This window comes from Pontibacter silvestris, from assembly GCF_020907275.1.
In the GTDB taxonomy this organism is placed as follows: domain Bacteria; phylum Bacteroidota; class Bacteroidia; order Cytophagales; family Hymenobacteraceae; genus Pontibacter; species Pontibacter silvestris.
On record NZ_JAJJWI010000013.1, the window covers coordinates 40,498 to 59,778 of the forward strand.

Annotated in this window: 13 protein-coding genes; 6 read left to right on the plus strand and 7 right to left on the minus strand. The window is 41.6% G+C overall.

The annotated features are described in order from the left end of the window. Positions 1 to 17: 17 nt before the first annotated feature. A complete protein-coding gene (locus LN995_RS13010; RefSeq protein WP_229961517.1) occupies positions 18 to 596 on the minus strand; it encodes a DUF4136 domain-containing protein in 579 nt (192 codons plus the stop codon). A 195-nt stretch (positions 597 to 791) separates the two neighbouring features. Here LN995_RS13010 and LN995_RS13015 point away from each other — a divergent pair, with 195 nt between their 5' ends. The 6 genes from LN995_RS13015 to alr all read left to right on the plus strand — a co-directional run bounded on the left by LN995_RS13015 (position 792) and on the right by alr (position 12,330). Then, positions 792 to 2,081, plus strand: a complete 1,290-nt coding sequence (locus LN995_RS13015) for an acetyl-CoA hydrolase/transferase family protein (protein ID WP_229961518.1) — start codon at positions 792 to 794, stop codon at positions 2,079 to 2,081. 71 nt (positions 2,082 to 2,152) lie between these two features. Beyond that, the gene (locus LN995_RS13020; RefSeq protein ID WP_229961519.1) at positions 2,153 to 2,986 is read left to right on the plus strand and encodes a DUF1206 domain-containing protein; all 834 of its coding nucleotides are present in this window, start codon (positions 2,153 to 2,155) and stop codon (positions 2,984 to 2,986) included. 441 nt (positions 2,987 to 3,427) lie between these two features. Beyond that, positions 3,428 to 4,786: a sigma-54-dependent transcriptional regulator gene (locus LN995_RS13025; RefSeq protein ID WP_229961520.1), complete on the plus strand. Its 1,359-nt coding sequence runs from the start codon at positions 3,428 to 3,430 to the stop codon at positions 4,784 to 4,786. A gap of 166 nt (positions 4,787 to 4,952) precedes the next feature. Then, positions 4,953 to 9,623: a PAS domain S-box protein gene (locus LN995_RS13030; protein WP_229961521.1), complete on the plus strand. Its 4,671-nt coding sequence runs from the start codon at positions 4,953 to 4,955 to the stop codon at positions 9,621 to 9,623. 253 nt (positions 9,624 to 9,876) lie between these two features. Continuing rightward, positions 9,877 to 11,037: an amidohydrolase gene (locus LN995_RS13035; protein ID WP_229961522.1), complete on the plus strand. Its 1,161-nt coding sequence runs from the start codon at positions 9,877 to 9,879 to the stop codon at positions 11,035 to 11,037. A gap of 141 nt (positions 11,038 to 11,178) precedes the next feature. Beyond that, the gene (gene alr / locus LN995_RS13040) at positions 11,179 to 12,330 is read left to right on the plus strand and encodes an alanine racemase (RefSeq protein WP_229961523.1); all 1,152 of its coding nucleotides are present in this window, start codon (positions 11,179 to 11,181) and stop codon (positions 12,328 to 12,330) included. 84 nt (positions 12,331 to 12,414) lie between these two features. Here alr and LN995_RS13045 read toward each other — a convergent pair whose 3' ends face one another. The 6 genes from LN995_RS13045 to ccoG form a co-directional block, all read right to left on the minus strand. Continuing rightward, on the minus strand, positions 12,415 to 13,251 hold the full coding sequence (locus tag LN995_RS13045) for an ion transporter (protein WP_229961524.1): 837 nt from the start codon (positions 13,249 to 13,251) through the stop codon (positions 12,415 to 12,417). Positions 13,252 to 13,395: 144 nt separating this feature from the next. After that, positions 13,396 to 14,790: a TIGR00341 family protein gene (locus tag LN995_RS13050; RefSeq protein WP_229961525.1), complete on the minus strand. Its 1,395-nt coding sequence runs from the start codon at positions 14,788 to 14,790 to the stop codon at positions 13,396 to 13,398. A gap of 688 nt (positions 14,791 to 15,478) precedes the next feature. After that, on the minus strand, positions 15,479 to 16,351 hold the full coding sequence (locus LN995_RS13055) for a universal stress protein (protein ID WP_229961526.1): 873 nt from the start codon (positions 16,349 to 16,351) through the stop codon (positions 15,479 to 15,481). 168 nt (positions 16,352 to 16,519) lie between these two features. Then, complete coding sequence (locus tag LN995_RS13060) at positions 16,520 to 17,236, minus strand: sulfite exporter TauE/SafE family protein (protein WP_262910482.1); 717 nt, start codon at positions 17,234 to 17,236, stop codon at positions 16,520 to 16,522. A 4-nt stretch (positions 17,237 to 17,240) separates the two neighbouring features. After that, positions 17,241 to 17,744 carry a FixH family protein gene (locus LN995_RS13065; protein ID WP_229961528.1) on the minus strand — a complete coding sequence of 168 codons (504 nt, stop codon included), beginning with the start codon at positions 17,742 to 17,744 and terminating at the stop codon, positions 17,241 to 17,243. A 29-nt stretch (positions 17,745 to 17,773) separates the two neighbouring features. Then, positions 17,774 to 19,186 carry a cytochrome c oxidase accessory protein CcoG gene (ccoG, locus tag LN995_RS13070; RefSeq protein ID WP_229961529.1) on the minus strand — a complete coding sequence of 471 codons (1,413 nt, stop codon included), beginning with the start codon at positions 19,184 to 19,186 and terminating at the stop codon, positions 17,774 to 17,776. Positions 19,187 to 19,281 lie beyond the last annotated feature (95 nt).

Here is a 19,281-nt window from a genome sequence, read left to right on the forward strand (position 1 = left end):
GGCGCTCACAAAAAAAGTTATAATGCTTCCATTACATCCTCCACCTGCTGATGTACTTTGCTATAGCTGGAGTTAAACTTACTGATGGCACCCTCAGCCCAACCTCTCCACACCAACTGTTTATTATTTGGGTTTACCAGGTCTACTATAAGTGTTCCCTGCTTAAATAAATCCACCGCACGATAACCAGGTACATTACCATCTCCATAGCTGTACCGATAGCCACTCATGTACCCATAGCTATAGCCAAACCCAGTGGAAAAATTCTCCGGTTTATCTTTTTCCAAAGGCACTGAAACGCTTACATCATACGCCACCAGCACATCGGGGTCACTGCTTACCTTCGTAAAGCCTTTTTCAAGCAACTCCTCTTCTACTGCGCGGCGGATATCCCTGTTAAGGTCAGCATCAAATCCATCATCATAATCTGCTTCTGCTTCAGGCTCATCCTGGTACCAGGCAAAGGTTTTATAACTTTTAGTAGCTGCACCAGGTGCCACAATAGCATGTGTGCTTACAACGCCAGATGTAGCAACACAGGCGCTGAATAGCAGCAATAGCATCAGAGGATAAATAGCAAAGGGAGTTCTTTTCATCTCAAAAAGCTTTTATTTTTTTCGCAGCATAGCTAAAACACTATAGATGATATGCTACGGCTAATTTAAGGCAAAGTTAGCCGGTTAAACCCTATGACAAATATCATTTATTATTAATATTACGAACTAAAGCTTGCATCATATAAAAACACAAGCTACGGCTTCACAGTATAGATTAGAATAAATTAAAAGCACATGATTGAAAATAAGACTTTATACAAAACAGCTGAAGAAGCACTTTCCATTATTAAATCCGGTGACCGGGTTTTTATACAAGGCAGCGCAGCAACGCCCCAGTACCTTATAAGAAAACTGGCAGAGCGGGCAGATGAACTGCGAAATGTTGAAATGGTTAGTATCACTACCTATGGTGAAATACCGCTTACAGAAGAACGCTATAAAGATTCCTTCTTCGTTAATTCTCTTTTTGTATCAGCCAATGTCCGTGATGCCGTAAACAGTGGCCGTGGAGATTATGTGCCTATTTTCCTGAGTGAGATACCTCACCTGTTCAGGTCTGGAATATTGCCGCTCGATGTAGCCATTGTACATGTTTCTCCTCCTGATAAACACGGCTATTGTTCCTTAGGCGTTTCAGTGGATGTGACCAGAGAAGCAGTTTTAAGCGCAAAACATGTTATAGCCCAGGTAAACCCACAGATGCCTCGTACACATGGTGACGGCTTAATTCATATCAGCCGTTTAGATGTGCTGGTAGAGGTAGACGAGGCCTTGCCTGAAGTAGACTACAGCCTGCGCATTACGAGTAAAGAAGAAACCATAGGCCGCTATATAGCCGAACTGGTAGAAGACGGAGCTACGCTGCAAATGGGTATTGGCGCTATTCCTGATGCAGTTCTGGGCAGCCTGACCAACCACAAAGAACTTGGCATACACACCGAAATGTTCTCCAATGGTGTTGTGCCTCTTATAGAAAAAGGGATTATCACAAATGAACATAAATACCGGCATCCGGGACGGGTGGCTACAGGATTTATTGTAGGTAATCGTAAATTATATGATTTTGTAGATGACAACCCGCTCATCCTGATGCAACGGACAGATTACATGAATGATACTTCTGTCATCCGTTCCAACCCCAAGGCAACAGCCATTAACAGCGCTATTGAAATAGATTTAACAGGCCAAGTAGTAGCAGACACCATCGGTACGTATCAGTATTCCGGTATCGGTGGACAAATGGACTTTATGCGTGGAGCGGCTTTGTCAAAGGGCGGTAAACCTATTATTGCACTTCCGTCCGTTACCGCTAAGGGCATCTCCAGGATAACACCGTTAATAAACCCAGGGGCAGCCGTTACAACCACCAGGGCACATGTGCACTACGTGGTCACAGAATACGGCGTAGCTTATTTATATGGTAAAAACTTAAGACAGCGTGCCAGAGCACTCATAGAAATTGCCCATCCGGACCACAGGGAACGGCTTGAAAAAGAAGCTGTTGAACGTTACAAGTACTTGTAGGCAGCTCTTCTTCGCCAACATTAACTGCAAAATACTTGTATGAGGAGATGTATTATCAAAATGAATAATTTATGAGTGATATTTCCTCACATGTTCCTGCCCCGCCTCCAGAGTGGGTCAGGAATTTTGCAAAAACAGGCTTAACAGCTAAAGGCGTAGTATATTGCCTGGTTGGTGTGCTGGCTTTTATGGCAGCCTTTGAGATTAATGGCAACTCCACTGAAGAAGCGAGCCGGGAAGGCGTTTTCAGGCTTATTTTGCAGCAGCCTTTCGGCAAGGCCTTGCTGGCAATTGTAGCTCTAGGCCTCTTTTGTTACACTATCTGGCGCTTTATTCAAGGCTTTATAGACACTGAACATCAGGGGCACGACACAAAGGGAGTCGGTAAACGCATCCGTTATATCTTTAGTGGCCTGGTGTATGGGTCTCTGGCTTTTCTATCTGCTAAAATGGTGCTGGGAAGCGGCGGCAACAGCGGTGGCTCCTCGCAGCAAACATTGGCCAGCAAGCTGCTACAACAACCTTTTGGGCAGTGGCTGGTAGGTATGGTAGCCATTGGCATAACAGCCATTGGTATCTACCAGATTTACTATGGGCTTTCGGACAAGTACAGAAAAAAAGTACGAAGTTCAGGTCTGAAGAGCGATATTGAAAATAAACTAATCCAGATGGGAAAGTTTGGTTATCTCGCACGTGGAGTTGTATGGCTCGTAATTGGGTATCTTTTCCTGCAGGCCGCACTCAAGGCGAATCCGCAGGAAGCAGGCGGCAACACCAGAGCCTTTCAGTTTCTTGAAGATAGTTCTTATGGGTCTTTCGTTTTAGGTGCTGTCGCCCTTGGCCTCATCTGTTATGGCATATTCCTGTTTATGCGGGCTAAATTTCAACCTATTGGAGCCAGCTAACAGTCGGAAAACTTTATCAGAGGCCGCTGAAGAAATATAGTTTCTTCAGCGGCTCTTTTGCTTAGACACCCCTGGATATTTTCTGCATAAAGCAACATCAGTTTTATGTAAAACAGCTTAGTTTTAACGCTTTTCAAGTCTTTTGTAGGACATTTCCTTCCTTCGTAGAATATAATTTTCAAGGAGTTCCTTGGGAGCAAGAACAGCAGAAATTCCTGCCTCTCTTCTATCCTTTTATTTTAAGGTTAAGTTAAGCGAAACCTTCCTATTACTTAAAAGCCAAATAATTGCACTTATTCCTCCAGTAAAGCCACTAAATAAATCGCAAATATCTATTTATAAGCCATTTGCATATTTTAACAAAAGATAATTAAATAATATTTTAAAGCAATCAAAGAACTATTATCTTTGGAGTTGCAGAAATAAAGTGTGCAAGAATAAATGGCTAATACCTCTTTCAATATTTTTATTTTGGATGACGACGTGTGGTACAGTGAACTGCTGGAATACCATTTATCTCTTAATCCTGATTACCATATAAAAAAGTTTCATGCTGCCAAAGAATGCCTTGACAGCTTATTTGAACGCCCTAATGTCGTTACACTTGATTATTCTCTTCCAGATAAGAATGGAGCAGAAGTTCTAAAGAAGATCAGGGAGATGAGCCCTGATACGCAGGTGGTTGTTATTTCAGGGCAGGAGGATGTCGCTACAGCTGTGGATCTGCTTAAAAAGGGAGCTTACGATTATATTGTAAAAGACGAAGACACTCCGGAACGCTTGTGGAACGCTATAACCAAAATAAGGGAAAACGTTTCTTTACGAGAGGAGATCAACCAACTTCGCGATGAAATTGGTCAAAAGTACGATTTTGGCAAACTCATTATTGGTAACAGCGCCCCCATCAAGCAGGTTTTCATGATGATGGATAAAGCCACAAAGACCAATATAACAGTTTCTATTACCGGTGAGACAGGTACTGGTAAAGAACTGGTCGCAAAATCTATACACTATAATAGTACACGTAAAAAGTTTCCTTTTGTAGCTGTTAACGTGGCTGCCATACCAAAAGAGCTATTGGAAAGTGAGCTGTTTGGCCATGAAAAAGGAGCTTTTACAGGAGCTATGTCCCGCCGGATTGGGAAGTTTGAAGAAGCTAACAAAGGTACCATTTTCCTGGATGAGATTGGAGAACTGGACATAAGTTTGCAGGCCAAGCTGCTTCGTGTACTGCAGGAAAAGGAAATAACAAGAGTTGGCGGCAATTCAGTTGTACCCATAGATGCACGCATTATAGTGGCGACACATAAGAATATGGCTGAAGAAGTGAAGAAAGGCAACTTCAGAGAAGACTTGTATTACCGCCTGCTTGGTTTACCCGTTTATATTCCGCCTTTGCGTGACCGGGGAACAGACATATTAGTGCTGGCGAAGTTCTTTATAGATGCCTTTGCTAAAGAAAATGGCATGGGAAAGAAAAGCCTTTCTGCCAAAGCACAGGACAAACTCCTCTCCTACGCCTTTCCGGGCAACGTACGTGAGCTTAGAGCTGTTGTGGAGCTGGCTGTTGTGCTTTCTGATGACAGCATCATACAGGAACAGGATATAAATTTAACCGCCATCAGTTCTGATAAAGATTTTCTGTCAGCAGAGCGCACTCTGAAAGAATATACAACAGATATTATCCAGCACTTCCTGGACAAATATGAATCAAATGTCCTTTTGGTAGCAGAAAAACTGGATATTGGCAAATCAACTGTTTATAGAATGGTTCAGAATAAAGAACTGACCCTGAAATAAATTTTATAAAGAAACTTTTGTTAATTTTATCTGTGTCTAAACTTTATTCTTCCCGGATTGTTTAGAACCTTCATAACTTATTGATTCGTTTTTACCAGACTTTCCAGTGAAGATAAAATCACTAGTGTCCATAGACATCAATTTATCAACTGTTACTTTCTAATTGATGGCTGAAGTGCAGGAATATGAATTGGCGCTTTTACGCCAGCAGTTGGAGCAGGAACGCAAACTTCGCTTAGCTGCTGAAGAACTGGCTCAGGTAAAATCTGAAGCTTTAGAGAAAGCTTTACGTGCGGGTAAACCTACCCAATTATCATCAAATGACTATACGCAGCTTTTATGTTCTATACTGGAATCGCTCCCCAATGCTGCCCTGGTAACGGATGCAAATGCTAATATCCTCTTTATAAATAATTCTTTTGGAGAACTGTTTGACTTACCACAGTCTGCTGAAGAATACGTTGGTTTTCCTGTAAACCTTTTGGAGCAACAGACACTGCTGGTATCTGTTTCGTCACATAATACCTCCAGAACCTATGCCCAAGAGGAACGATTTGAAGAGTTTACTTTACAAAACGGAAAAGTAGTTGAACGCGAACGCATTAGCGTTAGTAAGAGTTTTGACCATAACAGTACTTTATGGATTTATCGTGACATAACTGCCAAGCATAAACTAAGGGTTAAAAACGCACTCCAATCTGAATTTCATGAGGAATATCCGAGTCCTGTGTTACGCCTTAGCTTTGATGGAGGAGTTTTGTATACCAACATGGCAGCACAACTGTTGCTTCAGAAAATATCCATCAAAAGATTTGAAGCTTTCAGAAGGTTAATGTTCCGGAAGCTTAGTATTTCAGAAGGCATAACATCCACAGGTACTTTTGAGACTTATGTAAATTCCAACTATTACTTACTCTCAGTTTCACCCTTTCCGGAAAAAGGATATGCCAACATATATCTTACTGATATCACAGCCAGAAGGAAAGCAGAACTTGAGTTAAAGGAAAGCCAGAACATGGTGCGGAACATTACCCGCACAGTTCCAAATATCATTTACGTTTATGATTTAGACCTCGACAAGAACATCTATACCAATGAGCATGTGCAAACGGTATTAGGCTACAACAGCAGCGATATCAAAGCAATGGATGGAAATTTCTTCAGTACTATTCTCTGTTTTGAAGATCTGGAGAAATTGTATGCCCATGTTTATCGCATTGAAAGCACACTTGATGGTGAAGTAGTAGAGGTAGAATATAAAGTAAAAGACAAAGCAGGTAACATAAAATGGCTGCTTTGCCGCGAAACCATCTATAAGCGCAAAAAAGATAAAACAGTGTTACAGGTCATTGGCTCAGCCAAGGATGTTACGGAATCAAAGCTTCAAAGCCAGGAACTGGCCCGTCAGAAAGAATTTTATGAATCTGTACTAAATAATATACCTTCCGACATTGCTGTTTACAATAAAGAGCTAAGATACGTATTCGTAAACCCTATGTCAGTTGGTAATCCGGATGTCCGCAAATGGATTATAGGCAAGAATAACGAAGAGTACAGTGCCTACAGAAACGTTCCTCCTGAAAAAATGAAGTCCAGGGGAGTTCATCTGCTTAAGGCGCTACATGAAAAAAGACACATCCGGTTTGAAGAAGCCGTTACGAACAGCAAAGGAGAAACCTCCTATTTCATCCGTAACGTAAGCCCGGTACTGGACCAGAAAGGAGAAGTAAGCCTTATTATTGGTTATGGGCTTAACATTACAGAACTAAGAAAAGCACAGGAAGAGTTTATTGCCAGCGAAAGCAAAAACAGGGCTATACTGGCTGCCATACCGGATCTGATGTTCATCATTGACCATGAAGGTACCTACCTGAGCATGAATGACATTGATCAGGAGCACCTTCCTGTTCCGAAGGAGGAAATTGTTGGCAATAACCTTAAAAGCACTCTTCCCGCAGCTTTAGCGAAAAGGTTCATGGAGCTTATTACGGAAGTATTGACCTCCAACCAGCCAGCACGCATAGAGTATGATCTGTCTTTATCAGATGGAATAAAGTACTATGAAGGCAGAATAGTGCAGTACAGTTCTAACCAGGTATTGATCATTATCAGGGATTATACTGAGCAGAAGAAAGCAGAGCTGGAGATTCAGGAAAAAAATGAGCTTATCCGTCAGGTTATTGACACCAGCCCTAACCTGATTTTTGTGAAAGACTCCAATGGATATTACACACTGGCTAATAAAACCTTAGCTGACCTTTACGGATGCTCCATAGAAGATATTATTGGTAAACACGATGTAGAGATTCATGCTTTACCTGATGAAGTTGCCCGTTTTGATGAAGCTGACCGGAAAGTGATTCAGGAAAGGCAGGAAGTACAGTTTGAGGGGAGCTTTACTAAAATAAGTGGTGAAGAATTCTGGTTCCATACGGTAAAGAGGCCTCTTATTCTGAAAGACAAAGAAGTAAGTGTTTTGGGGGTTGGCTCTGATATTACAGAAGAACGATTAGCCAACGAAAGGTTGGAAAAAAGCGAAGAGCTCCACCGCCTTTTATCAGAAAATTCAAAAGACCTTATTTGCCTGCATGATTTAGATGGAACCTATATCTATGTATCCAAAGCGGTACATGAGCTTATTGGATATAATCCGGAAGAGCTTATTGGCACTTCTCCGCTGGATTATTCACACCCTGATGACATACATATAACCCTGAACCATGGAATAGACCAGGCAATTCTAGGAAAACCTAACACTGTTATACAGCACCGTAAAAGAAACAAGCAGGGGGAATACATTTGGTTTGAAACCATTATCAAACCTATTTATGATGCTGGTGGCAATGTAATTAAGCTGCAATCTTCTTCCAGGGACATTACAGAGCAGCGCAGTGCTAACGAATCTCTCCGGGACAGTGAGAAGAAGTACAAAGACCTCGTAAAGTATAGTCAGGCTTATATATTAAGCCATGATTTACAGGGACATATATTATCTGTAAACCCTTACCTGCTTAACAGCTTAGGGTACCTGGAAGATGAAGTTGTTGGTAAGCAGATAAAAGAATTTTTCCCGAAAGTTGAGGAAAACAAATTTAAGGAGTACCTGGAGAGATACAACAGCAAAACTGTTCAGGAAGGCATTTTGAGTATGTACAATACGAAAAATGAAAAAATTTATGTTTACTACCAGAACTATAAAGTAGATGAGTCTGACGCTGCCCCTTATATTATTGCCATTGCACAGGATATAACTGAACGAATGCTGGCAGAACAGGAAATGAAAAAAGCCAAAGAGGCAGCAGAAGAGTCGGCACGTGTAAAAGAAAACTTCCTGGCAAACATGAGCCATGAGATCCGAACACCGATGAATGGTATTCTGGGTATGACAGGCCTGATGGACAAAACCACGTTAAATGAGGTACAGCAAAACTATTTAAAGATTATCCGCCAGTCTGCAGATAACCTACTGGTTATAATTAATGATGTACTGGACATTGCGAAAATAGAAGCAGGTAAAATTGAGCTGGAGGAAATTCCATTCAACTTAAATGAAACTATAACAGGTGCTTACCAGACATTAAAGTACAGAGCAGAAGAAAAAGAGTTAGCTTATTTAGTAGAGACCTCACAGTTAGCAGAGCTTAACCTGGTCGGTGACCCTTACAGGTTAAACCAGGTACTTCTTAATCTGTTAAACAATGCCATAAAGTTTACAGAAGAAGGAAGCATCGAACTCAAAACCAATGTACTGGAAGAAACAGAGGATAATGTTAAAATCGAATTCTCTGTGAAGGATACAGGTATCGGAGTACCAGAAGATAAAAAAGAATATATTTTTGAAGGATTTACACAAGCATACTCCAGCACAACGCGCAAGTACGGGGGCAGTGGCTTAGGTTTGAGTATCTGTAAAACGCTTGTTGAGCTTCAGGGGGGGCGCATTTGGGTGGATAACAATAGCAGCACAAAAGGCAGCACCTTTAAGTTTACACTTTCTTATCCTAAGTCAAAGGATACAGTAAATGCTGCTGAATCTCATAATGAGGTTGATTATAGCAGCCTGGGTAAGCTACATGTGCTTTTAGCTGAAGATAATGAGGTTAATATATTCCTGGCGCAGTCCATCTTAGAGGGGTGGGGATTTGATGTTGATATTGCCCGAAACGGTTTGGAAGCGACACAATTGGCTGACAAAAACAGGTATGACATCATTCTGATGGATATTCAGATGCCTGAAATGAGTGGCCTTGATGCAACTAATTATATCAGGAACAGCTCGGATGGAAATATAGCGGCTACTCCAATTATTGCACTTACAGCAAATGCCATAAAAGGCGACGCGGAAAAGTATATGAAAGCTGGTATGGATGATTATATTTCCAAACCTTTCGAGGAAGAGGCACTTTTCTTAAAGATTTCTAAAAATGTAAGACAGAAGAAAAACAACATAACGGAAACAGAAGAAGACAGTATGGCCGTAACTTCAGAAGTACCTGAGCCCCCTTTATTCGATTTAGCTACTATAATTAAACTTTCAAGGGGTAACGAAGTTTTTATTAACAAAACAAAGCAGCTTTTTATAAATACTGTTCCTGAAACTGTTACTGACTTACAGGATAAATATAACCTGGCTGATTGGGCTGGTGTAGCCGCCGCCGCTCATAAACTGAAATCTACGATTGATACCATGCGTATTGAAAAGTTGCGCGACGTTATTCGGGAGATAGAAAAAGATTCGAAAGCCCAGGTAAACTTTCCTGTTATAAAAGAGAATATTCAACTTGTAGATCATGTAATTCGCCAGGTGGTACAGCAGCTTATCAAAGAATTCGCCTAGAATTTACCTACCAGTGTTTTGGCTGTGGGGCTATGGAAAAGCCTTGCGTTATTGCTATACCATAAAAAAGGCTTTTAACGGCAGTAAGGTTTGAAGCTGGAAAGCAAGAACCTAAAGGAAGGTTCGCTCTTCTGTAAGCGTAAGAGCGAAAGCTGGCTAATGATGCTTTTTGAAAAAGGATTCTGTTATTTAACACTAGGCCTTAAGATTCGTATGTAAAATTCTACGCAACGTATAATGTAATCATTTTTACATGCCGGAAAATATCCCTCATCTTCAAGATATTATTAAATTACGCCAGCAACTCCACCAGTACCCGGAATTATCATCACAAGAGTATACTACGGCAAAGCGGGTAGTAGAACACTTGCACCAGTATCATCCCGATAACATTATTTCAAATATTGGCGGTACAGGCGTGGCTGCTGTATTTGAAGGTAAAGACCCGAAGGGCCCTACCATTTTGTTCCGAGCAGAACTAGATGCGTTGCCCATACTAGAGACAGGCGTTGCTCTTTATAAATCTCAGACAGAAAATGTTGCGCACTTGTGCGGGCATGACGGACATATGGCTATACTAGCTGGTGTGGGAAGCCTGCTGACACAACAAAGGCCTAACAAAGGGAAAGTGATTCTTCTCTTTCAACCTGCAGAAGAAACAGGTGCCGGAGCCTGGTCTGTCGTACAAGACAAGCAATTTCAGGAACTGAAGCCAGACTATGTTTTTGCCTTGCATAATCTACCAGGTGTACCTCTGCATCAGATAATTATCCGAACAGGTGTTTTTGCAGCAGCTTCGACAGGTATTATTACAGAGTTCCTTGGTAAACCCTCTCATGCAGCAGAACCGGAAAATGGCATCAATCCAGGTTTAGCTATGGCAGAGTTAGTGCAGAAGCTTAATAAATTAGTGCAGCATGAAAACCAGTTCCAGAATCTTGCTCTCCTGACTGTTATTCATGCTCGGTTAGGAGAGATCGCTTTTGGAACAAACCCCGGCTTTGCCACCGTTATGGCTACATTAAGAGCATATCAGCCAGAAGACTTTGAAAAGCTGAAGCTACAGGCAGAAAGTGCGGCTAAGTCAGTAGCTGATAAGTATAAGCTGAAGAATAGTGTTACTTATGTAGAGGAATTTCCGGCCACGGTAAACAATCAGGAATGCGTGCAGTTGGTAAAGAAAGCTGCGGAGAAACTGCACCTGCAGGTAGAACATGCTGCTACTCCTTTCAGATGGTCTGAAGACTTCGGGCATTTCACCAGTAAGTATAAAGGTGCTTTATTTGGTATTGGTTCAGGCATTGACCAACCCCAGCTTCACCACTCTGATTATGACTTTCCTGACGAGCTCATTGAAACCGGGGCTAAAATGTTTCTTGCTGTTGCTCAGGAGATATGGCAATTTGAATCTTGATAGCTAATTTATTTACTGCTGCAGAAAGTTACTAAAAAACCTTATGTTTCCTTTAGTATTTATAATTCTCCAATAATCTTAGAAACAGTAGATACCTGTGCTCTTAGAGTTTTTTTATAAACCATCCCAAAACGACAACTAATGCACCCTAGTTCCTACATTGAAATAAACAGGTCAGCACTTAAGAACAACATAGATTTTATAAAAAAAAGAATTGGCCCAGATGTCCAGTTCTCTTCCGTTATCAAAGGTAATGCTTATGGGCATGGTATTGAGGAATTTGGCCCTATAGCCCAGGGGAGCGGTGTGAACCATTTCTCTGTGTTCAGTGCGGACGAAGCCTTTAGGTTATTTGAAGCCCTCCCCGCTCCTGCTACAATTATGGTGATGGGTTATATCGATAATTCTGAACTGGAGTGGGTAATAAAGAATGAGATAGAATTTTTTGTTTTCGAATTGGATAGGCTGGAGTCAGCTATAAGTATTGCAAAAAGGATAAAGAAGCCAGCAAAAATACACCTCGAACTCGAAACGGGTATGTACCGATCTGGCTTCGATGGTGCTACATTATCTCAGGCTGTTTCAATGCTTCAGGCACAACAGGAAAATGTACAGCTACAGGGTGTTTGCACGCACTATGCAGGTGCAGAAAATTTGCATAACCACGAAAGAGTTATGGCTCAGTATACAAGCTTTAATCAGCAGGTAAAAGAGCTGGAAAATAAACATCTAAAACCTAAGCTGAAGCACACAGCTTGTTCTGCTGCAACAATGGCTTATCCTAAAACTCAGATGGACATGGTGCGCATTGGTATTATGCAATATGGTTTCTGGCCCAGCCCTGAAACTTATGGACAATATATTGCTCAAAATGAAAATATGCAGGACCCTCTTCATCGCCTGATAACCTGGAAAAGCCACATTATGAGCTTAAAGCATGTACCCGAAGGCGCTTATGTTGGTTATGGAACATCTTACCAGGCTTCGCAAGACATGATAATGGCAGTCATACCGGTTGGTTATGCCTGGGGCTACAGCCGTTCACTAAGCAATCAGGGGCAAGTGCTCATACGGGGGCATTATGCAGGTGTGGTAGGCATTGTAAATATGAACGTTATGATGGTAGATGTGACAAACATTGCGGGAGTAAGAAAAGATGATGAAGTAGTATTGCTTGGAACGCAGGGTGATAAAAGTATAACTGTGGCTTCTTTTGGTGAACGTAGTACGCAGTTAAATTACGAACTCCTTACCCGTTTACCTGTAAACATACCGCGAAACATAGTTGACTAATTCTAAAGCAGCCACTATTGCACTTCATCGTTACCTGCAACAGACAAAGCATCAACTTTTCTGAGCTATGTTTTCAGTCACAAATCAGTCATTTAAGCTGTAGCCACAGTTATAGCAGTAGTTGGCGTCCATGGCATGGCCTTCTTTGTGGCAATTGGGACACACACGTGTAACAGTCTCTTTCTCTGATCTGGCCAATTCTACAGATACAATACCAGTTGGCACTGCTATGACACCATAGCCCATAACCATGACTAAGCTGGCCAAAATCTGCCCTAAAGGGGTGGCCGGTGCAATATCACCATAGCCCACGGTTGTAAGCGTAACAATTGTCCAGTAAATACTAGTAGGTATACTGGTAAAACCACTCGCAGCGCCTTCTATAATGTACATCAGGGAGCCAATAATAACCACAACGGTTAAAACAGCACCCAGGAAGACCGTAATTTTAGCTAAGCTTGCCCGCAGTGCCTTCGATAAAACCTGCCCCTCATTAATAAAACGTGTAAGCTTAAAAATGCGGGCAGCACGCAACAGGCGCAACGACCGTATCACCAGCAGATACTGAGAACCAACTACTATAAGGCTCAGATAGGTTGGAACAATGGCTAAAAAATCAACTACCCCGAAAAAAGAAAAAATATATTTAAGTGGTTTAGGTGTGCTATAAATCCGCAACAGGTACTCCAGTGTAAAAATAATGGTAAAAGACCACTCAGCAATGTTAAACCAATCCAGGTACAGAATCCGGTATCTGGAAATGCTTTCGAGACATACCGTCAGGACACTAGCTAAAATTAATACAAGCAATACAACATCAAAAGCTTTACCGCCGGCAGTATCAGCCTCAAAAATTATTGCATAGAGTTTCTTTTTTAGATTAGTTACTGTTTTACTGGCCATATACTTTTGCTTATACATAAACTAGAGCTTACGAAAAAGCTTCTATAAGAAATAAATGTGCCTCATCGGCTTCTTCAAAAGCCGAACTTACCATTCACTCCCTTATCTAAACTCTTTACTGTCAGATACTGAACAGCCCTTGCTGCCATCTTAAAATATTATCTAATTATTGATGGTGGACATTATCTGCAACGAATCGCTTTTTAGTTTTGATGACAAATAAGTACTTATACGAGTTTCGAACTCCTCTATTTTAGCAGATGCTGTTGCTGATACCTGTCTTCTGTTCCTGGCTTGGGCTTGCGCAGGTAGTTTCCAGTCAATCATCACCAGTGTTATAGTATCTGCTTTTGCCTGGCTGGTTGTGCTGACCATATCTCCTATCTGCACTTTCTGTATTTCCGGGAAAAGCAGTTTTAAATCTTCTGTAGCAGATCCGGAGCGGGTCAGCACACTTTGTGCGGCCCGAACACTATCAGCTCTTTGTGCCTGCAGTTTTTGAATTTCTAATGTTTTTAAAAAGTCACGGGTAAGGTTGTTTGTCAGGTCTGTAGCCATCCGCTGCACATCTTCTGCCGAAACATCCAGCTGTACAAGCCTTACTTTGTAGTTCTCTAATGAATTTTTCTGCAGTACCTCGTTATACTGCCCTACCAGGTTATCTTCTACAGTGTTGCCTACACTATATATTTTAATGTAATTCAGGGTATCCTCCTCCTGTATTTCCCATTTAATAATCTCGTTATTCCGGGAAGCAAAGTCACTGATGATCAGGCTTTCAATTTTCTTACGCGTCTGCACCCCCTGGTAAATATTGTAAAGAAAATAAACGCTTGGCAGTACCACTATCACCAGCATTACTGCCATTATCCGTGCTACTTTTTTCTCCTTATCCTTATTAATATAGTCCTTTGTGTGAAACTTCAGGTACTTTACAATCAGGAAAGTGGCAAGGCTGATGAAAACAGCGTTGATAAAGAAAAGGTAAAAGCCACCGAAAAAGAAATCCAGTCGTCCTAAAGCCAAACCATAACCCGCTGTACAAAGTGGCGGCATGAGGGCAGTTGCAATAGCCACCCCTGGTATAGCATTAGATTTATCGGACCTAGAGATAGAAACAATACCTGCCAGCCCGCCAAAAAAAGCCACCATGACATCTAACAACGTAGGCTGTGTGCGGGCAAGCAACTCATTGGTTGGCTCCCCAAGAGGTGTTACCTTAAAGTATAAGGTGCTTACTATTAAACCGGCAAGGGCAGCTACTCCTAAGTTTTTGAGAGATGCGATCAGCATTTCCCGGTCGTTAATGCCTACAGAAAGACCTACTCCCAGAATAGGAGACATAAGCGGAGAAACTAACATAGCCCCAATAATAACTGCACCAGAACCTGTATCAAGGCCGATAGAAGCCAGCATGGCAGAACACATCAGCATCCAGGTATTATTACCCCTGATTGGGATTTTTTCATTTATCTCCCGGATTGTTCCCGGCTCATCCGTCTCATGCAGGATATTAAAAACATGATCCAGCGTTCTTTTGAAGGCATCAAAAATCATATAAAGGATAAATATTCAGCTGCAAAAATAAGCGAATATTTAATATGCCAGCGGGCATTATATTTGAGTTATATCAGAGATAATTTAACTAAAATTATAATTAACCATTTTCAGTACTATCAATATTCCTCTTGTTATAGTTTACGCGTTTGATCAGCTTATATAAATATCTGTGGCTAAAAAAGAAAATCACACCTAAAATAAGTGTGGTTTATGCTCACATTTCCAAAAATTATATTAAAGGTGCCTTCCTATTCATGAAGAGTATGCTCCAAAGGTAGTTCTTTACTCATTTGCTGATACAGGTATAGTATGTTCTTCCAAAGATCTTAAAAATAAGGTTTACATATGGTAAATTCTTCCATAGCCTGCAGGGCCATAACTCGTTGGCTATACTTCTCTTTAAACTGTCTGATAAACCTAATAAGCCATTCTGCTTGGCTAGCCCCTGTACAGGAGCACATAATGAATCAGTACAAAATTTATCTTTAGCACATAAAAGAGAAAACCCACTGTACCTCCAGCTTTAAATAAGTAAGCAGAAGATTGTACTTGCACCTCCTAACCTCGCAGTACTCCCACTTCTTACAGCTTTGTTATTAACATAATTACAGCCTATTGCTGATGAAGCAGATTAAGAATTTTGTATTCCGGTTGCCTCTAGTATTTTCTTTGCCTGCAATTCTTTTTATTTGCTGATACAATTGGCACAACACCCGGAACAAGGTTTTTTCTTTACTTGCTTAAACGTCAGTAGCGGAATGCGTGTATGGTAGGCCAGTGTTTTCGTGTAATTGTTTCTAAAGAGGCGCTTCATCAGGTGGTTGTCTTGTGTAGCCAGAATCAGCATATCAGCCTCGTTAAGTTCTGCAAAATCGCTGATGCCCTCCAGCAAATCGTCTTCTTCCAACAGCTTAAGCTCAATAACTTTACTATCCAATTGCTTTTGAACGTCCTGCATAGCTGCTTTGATACTGCTTAACTGCTTGCGGTCATTTTTGCTGATAACCTGCACTAGGGTTAGCCTCGCATCTGCCTGCCTTGTAAAATTTGCTATTTGTTGCAGTACCTTATTATCCTTATCCGTAAAGTCGGTTGCAAACACCAGGCGACTAAGCTTTTTATACGGTACCATAGTAGGCACCACCATTACCGGACAGGAAACTAACTCCATAATAACAGCTGCATGGTCCTTATCAGAAGCAGCGCTAACCTCAGGCAAGACATCAGCCTCCATCAATACCAGGTCAACCTTATAATCGAGAACAACAGCCTTGATTATATCTTTAAGGCTCCCAGGCCTGACCACACATTCGAATGGCACATGCTCTTTTTTTGAGTTACAGCTTAAAACTCTGTCTCCAATTGCTCTAAGCGCATGTATCTTGTTTGTTTGCTCAGTATAGGTCAGGCCTAATGTTCCTGAAGTGTTCAGCAATAAAAGTTCTGAATTCAGTGCTGCTGCAAACTGCCCCGCATAACTAAGTAACAGCAAAGCCTCTGCAGCCTTATCGATATCTACTGGTATTAAAATTTTATTGATTGTGCTCGCCTTGTTCATAGTCTTCCGATTAGTTTAACAAAGTTATAATCAGCTTTAACGTTATGCAGTGAGCAAAATCAGCTCAAAAAATGACATTTATCAGTTTTTAAGGCTTTAGAAGATTTATTTTATAGGTAGCTATCGTGCTTTAATAATGCCGGGAAGTTATAATACCATTGATAAATACTATTTAGGTTTTGAGCAACAAGTAATTTCAGTTTTATGGTGTGCTGTCTGTACTATTTTCGGACTTAGGTACGGAATACCTAAACCAAGGCCCCGCATAATAAACAACACGGCAAGAGTCATTCCTATATAAGGCACCAGGCGATTAAAAGAACTGCGTAATTTCAGGCTGATAAACTTGCCGGAGAGAGACACCAGGAACATAAGCGGAAATGTACCTAAACCAAAAAGCAGCATATAAAGCATAGCTCCTCCCATACCCGGAACACTGATAGCTCCGGCTAAGGCAATGTACACGAAGCCACATGGCAGCAAGCCATTTAGAATACCCACCATAAAAAGGGCTCCTAAAGAGTTTTGCTTAAAAAAGTACCCTAGCTTGCGACGCACCCACATCATAAGTATATCAGTGCCCATTATCCTGGAGGCTTTGCCTTTTGTAGCGGCAGGCAGAACCAGAAGAAGTAAAATAAGCACACCTGATATTATGGACACCACCTGTTGCAGCCCTGCCATTTGAAGCGACTGCCCAAAAGCTCCTGCCAAAGCTCCCAATAGCATATAAGTTGTTAGCCTCCCCCCATTGTACAGGAGGCGCCCGGTGTAATAACGCCAGCCGCTACTCCCGCCAAATGGTAAGGCCATTGCTACAGGGCCGCACATCCCGACACAATGGAAACTGCCGACCAATCCAAATAAGAATCCTGCCCAAACCATGATATTATTGTATCAGAATTGTCTTTTCTGTGAAGTAAGTTTCAGTATCAGCCGTAAAATTTACACGCACTTTCCATAGGCCACTTTTCATTTCCTCTGCACTGACTAACTGGCTCATATCCCTCCCTAATTGTAGCTGAACATCAAAGTCCAGGGCATCGTCGGACGGGCGGAAGAAGCTTATATTACCATTCACACGCTTGCTTTTAAAACCAGCAGGAAGCTGTAAAAGAATATTTTGTGCTTCCGCGTTATAGTTTAGCTGCACATCACCTGTAGCTTTTGTCCGTCCTACTTTATCCATGTGCTCCTGATATGCTATCTCCTGCTGGTAATAGTTAGTGCTTACCAGGTCTACGTCCTGCCCCATCGCCTGTACAACAAAGTAAATAATGTAGCTCATAAAAAGCACAATAGCCGTTACAATGGCATAGGGCCATAAGGAGAAGCTTTTATTTTTTAGTTGATTATATGTAGATGCCATTATTTTAATTTTTAGTAATTTCATAAGTATGTGTTTCAACAGCTTTCCTGCTTCTAGTTAGCAGGTCCTAAGAATTTGGTTTTCTGTGTTGTGATCAGTTCATCGCCGCTGTACACCCCTATTTCAACTTTAGAGTTCATGCCACTTAACTGGCTTTTCGGAATTTCCATGAAAAAGACTCCCTCTACAATGCCTTGTGCAGGCAGCTTCAGTTCATTTCCCACCACTGTTATGTTACCCTGTTTCTCCAATAACTTTAGGGTTAGTGGCATTTGGTGGTTTGTTTTGTTGATAAGGGAGATATTATAGAGATTTCGGATATTCCCCTGCGCTGTTGTCTGATAAAGCTGGCCCGGCGTACGCAGAATGGTAGCTTCAGCCTCATCGCGTGTAAGCAGCAATGTAGTCAGAGCTGTGAGCAGTACTGCCAGCACGGCAGTATAACCCATTACGCGTGGTGTCATCAGCTTCCATTTTTTACCTTCAGCTATTCCTTCTTCTGATTCATATCGGATCAGGCCTTCAGGTTTGTTAATCATGCGCATGATGTCGTTACAGGCATCCATGCAGGCTGTACAGTTGATACACTCCAGTTGCTGTGACCCATTGCGGATGTCTATGCCTGTAGGACATACATGTACGCATTGTTTACAGTCTATGCAGTCGCCTTTGGTGCGTTCTTCGCCTTTGCGAATTTTGCCACGGGGTTCGCCACGGCTGTAGTCATATGCCACTGCCACTGTTTTCTTATCCAGCATCACCCCCTGTAAGCGTCCGTAAGGGCAGGCAATGGTACAAACCTGCTCTCTGAAATATGCAAACACCCAATAAAACACACCTGTAAAAGCTACAATTGCTCCTAAGCCTCCCAAATGGTTAAGTGGGTTATCTACAGCTATTTCCTTTAAACTGTCTATACCGATGATATAAGCTAAAAAGGTATTCGCGATCAGGAAGGAAATCAGTAAAAAGATTAAGTTTTTACCTCCTTTCTTCAATATCTTCTCTTTGTTCCATGGCATCTTGTTCAGAGCTTTCTGCTTTGTGTAATCCCCTTCTATCATGTATTCGATGCGGCGGAAGACCATCTCCAGGAAAACTGTCTGCGGGCAAACCCATCCACAGAATAAGCGGCCATATACCACTGTAAACACAATGATAAAGACCATTATAGCCAGAAAGGCCAGTACCAATATAAAGAAGTCCTGCGGCCAGAAAAGCACGCCAAAAATGACAAATTTACGCTCCACTACATTAAGCATAAGCAGTGGCAGACCATTAACTTTAATGAGGGGGCCTGCAAACAGTAAAGCCAGCAGTCCGTAGCTTACAAATTTGCGGTAATTATAGAAGGTTCCTTTCGGTTGTTTTGGATACACCCATACCCTTTTTCCGTCTGCGTCTACAGTAGAAATATGGTCCCGGAATTCGTCGGTGGGTGCGGTTTGTTTTGTTGCTATTGCCATGGCAGTGATAACTTGTGCGGATTTTATTCCTGCCTATTATTAATGTGAAAAATAAACTCACAGATCACACTGATCTGCTAGAACAAAATTCTATA

What these genes read in the sequence shown, in the direction of transcription:
- LN995_RS13010 (WP_229961517.1), bottom strand. Translation starts at nt 596, where the DNA reads ATGAAAAGAACTCCCTTTGCTATTTATCCTCTGATGCTATTGCTGCTA.
- LN995_RS13015 (WP_229961518.1), top strand. Translation starts at nt 792, where the DNA reads ATGATTGAAAATAAGACTTTATACAAAACAGCTGAAGAAGCACTTTCC.
- LN995_RS13020 (WP_229961519.1), top strand. Translation starts at nt 2,153, where the DNA reads ATGAGTGATATTTCCTCACATGTTCCTGCCCCGCCTCCAGAGTGGGTC.
- LN995_RS13025 (WP_229961520.1), top strand. Translation starts at nt 3,428, where the DNA reads ATGGCTAATACCTCTTTCAATATTTTTATTTTGGATGACGACGTGTGG.
- LN995_RS13030 (WP_229961521.1), top strand. Translation starts at nt 4,953, where the DNA reads ATGGCTGAAGTGCAGGAATATGAATTGGCGCTTTTACGCCAGCAGTTG.
- LN995_RS13035 (WP_229961522.1), top strand. Translation starts at nt 9,877, where the DNA reads ATGCCGGAAAATATCCCTCATCTTCAAGATATTATTAAATTACGCCAG.
- alr (WP_229961523.1), top strand. Translation starts at nt 11,179, where the DNA reads ATGCACCCTAGTTCCTACATTGAAATAAACAGGTCAGCACTTAAGAAC.
- LN995_RS13045 (WP_229961524.1), bottom strand. Translation starts at nt 13,251, where the DNA reads ATGTATAAGCAAAAGTATATGGCCAGTAAAACAGTAACTAATCTAAAA.
- LN995_RS13050 (WP_229961525.1), bottom strand. Translation starts at nt 14,790, where the DNA reads ATGATTTTTGATGCCTTCAAAAGAACGCTGGATCATGTTTTTAATATC.
- LN995_RS13055 (WP_229961526.1), bottom strand. Translation starts at nt 16,351, where the DNA reads ATGAACAAGGCGAGCACAATCAATAAAATTTTAATACCAGTAGATATC.
- LN995_RS13060 (WP_262910482.1), bottom strand. Translation starts at nt 17,236, where the DNA reads ATGGTTTGGGCAGGATTCTTATTTGGATTGGTCGGCAGTTTCCATTGT.
- LN995_RS13065 (WP_229961528.1), bottom strand. Translation starts at nt 17,744, where the DNA reads ATGAAATTACTAAAAATTAAAATAATGGCATCTACATATAATCAACTA.
- ccoG (WP_229961529.1), bottom strand. Translation starts at nt 19,186, where the DNA reads ATGGCAATAGCAACAAAACAAACCGCACCCACCGACGAATTCCGGGAC.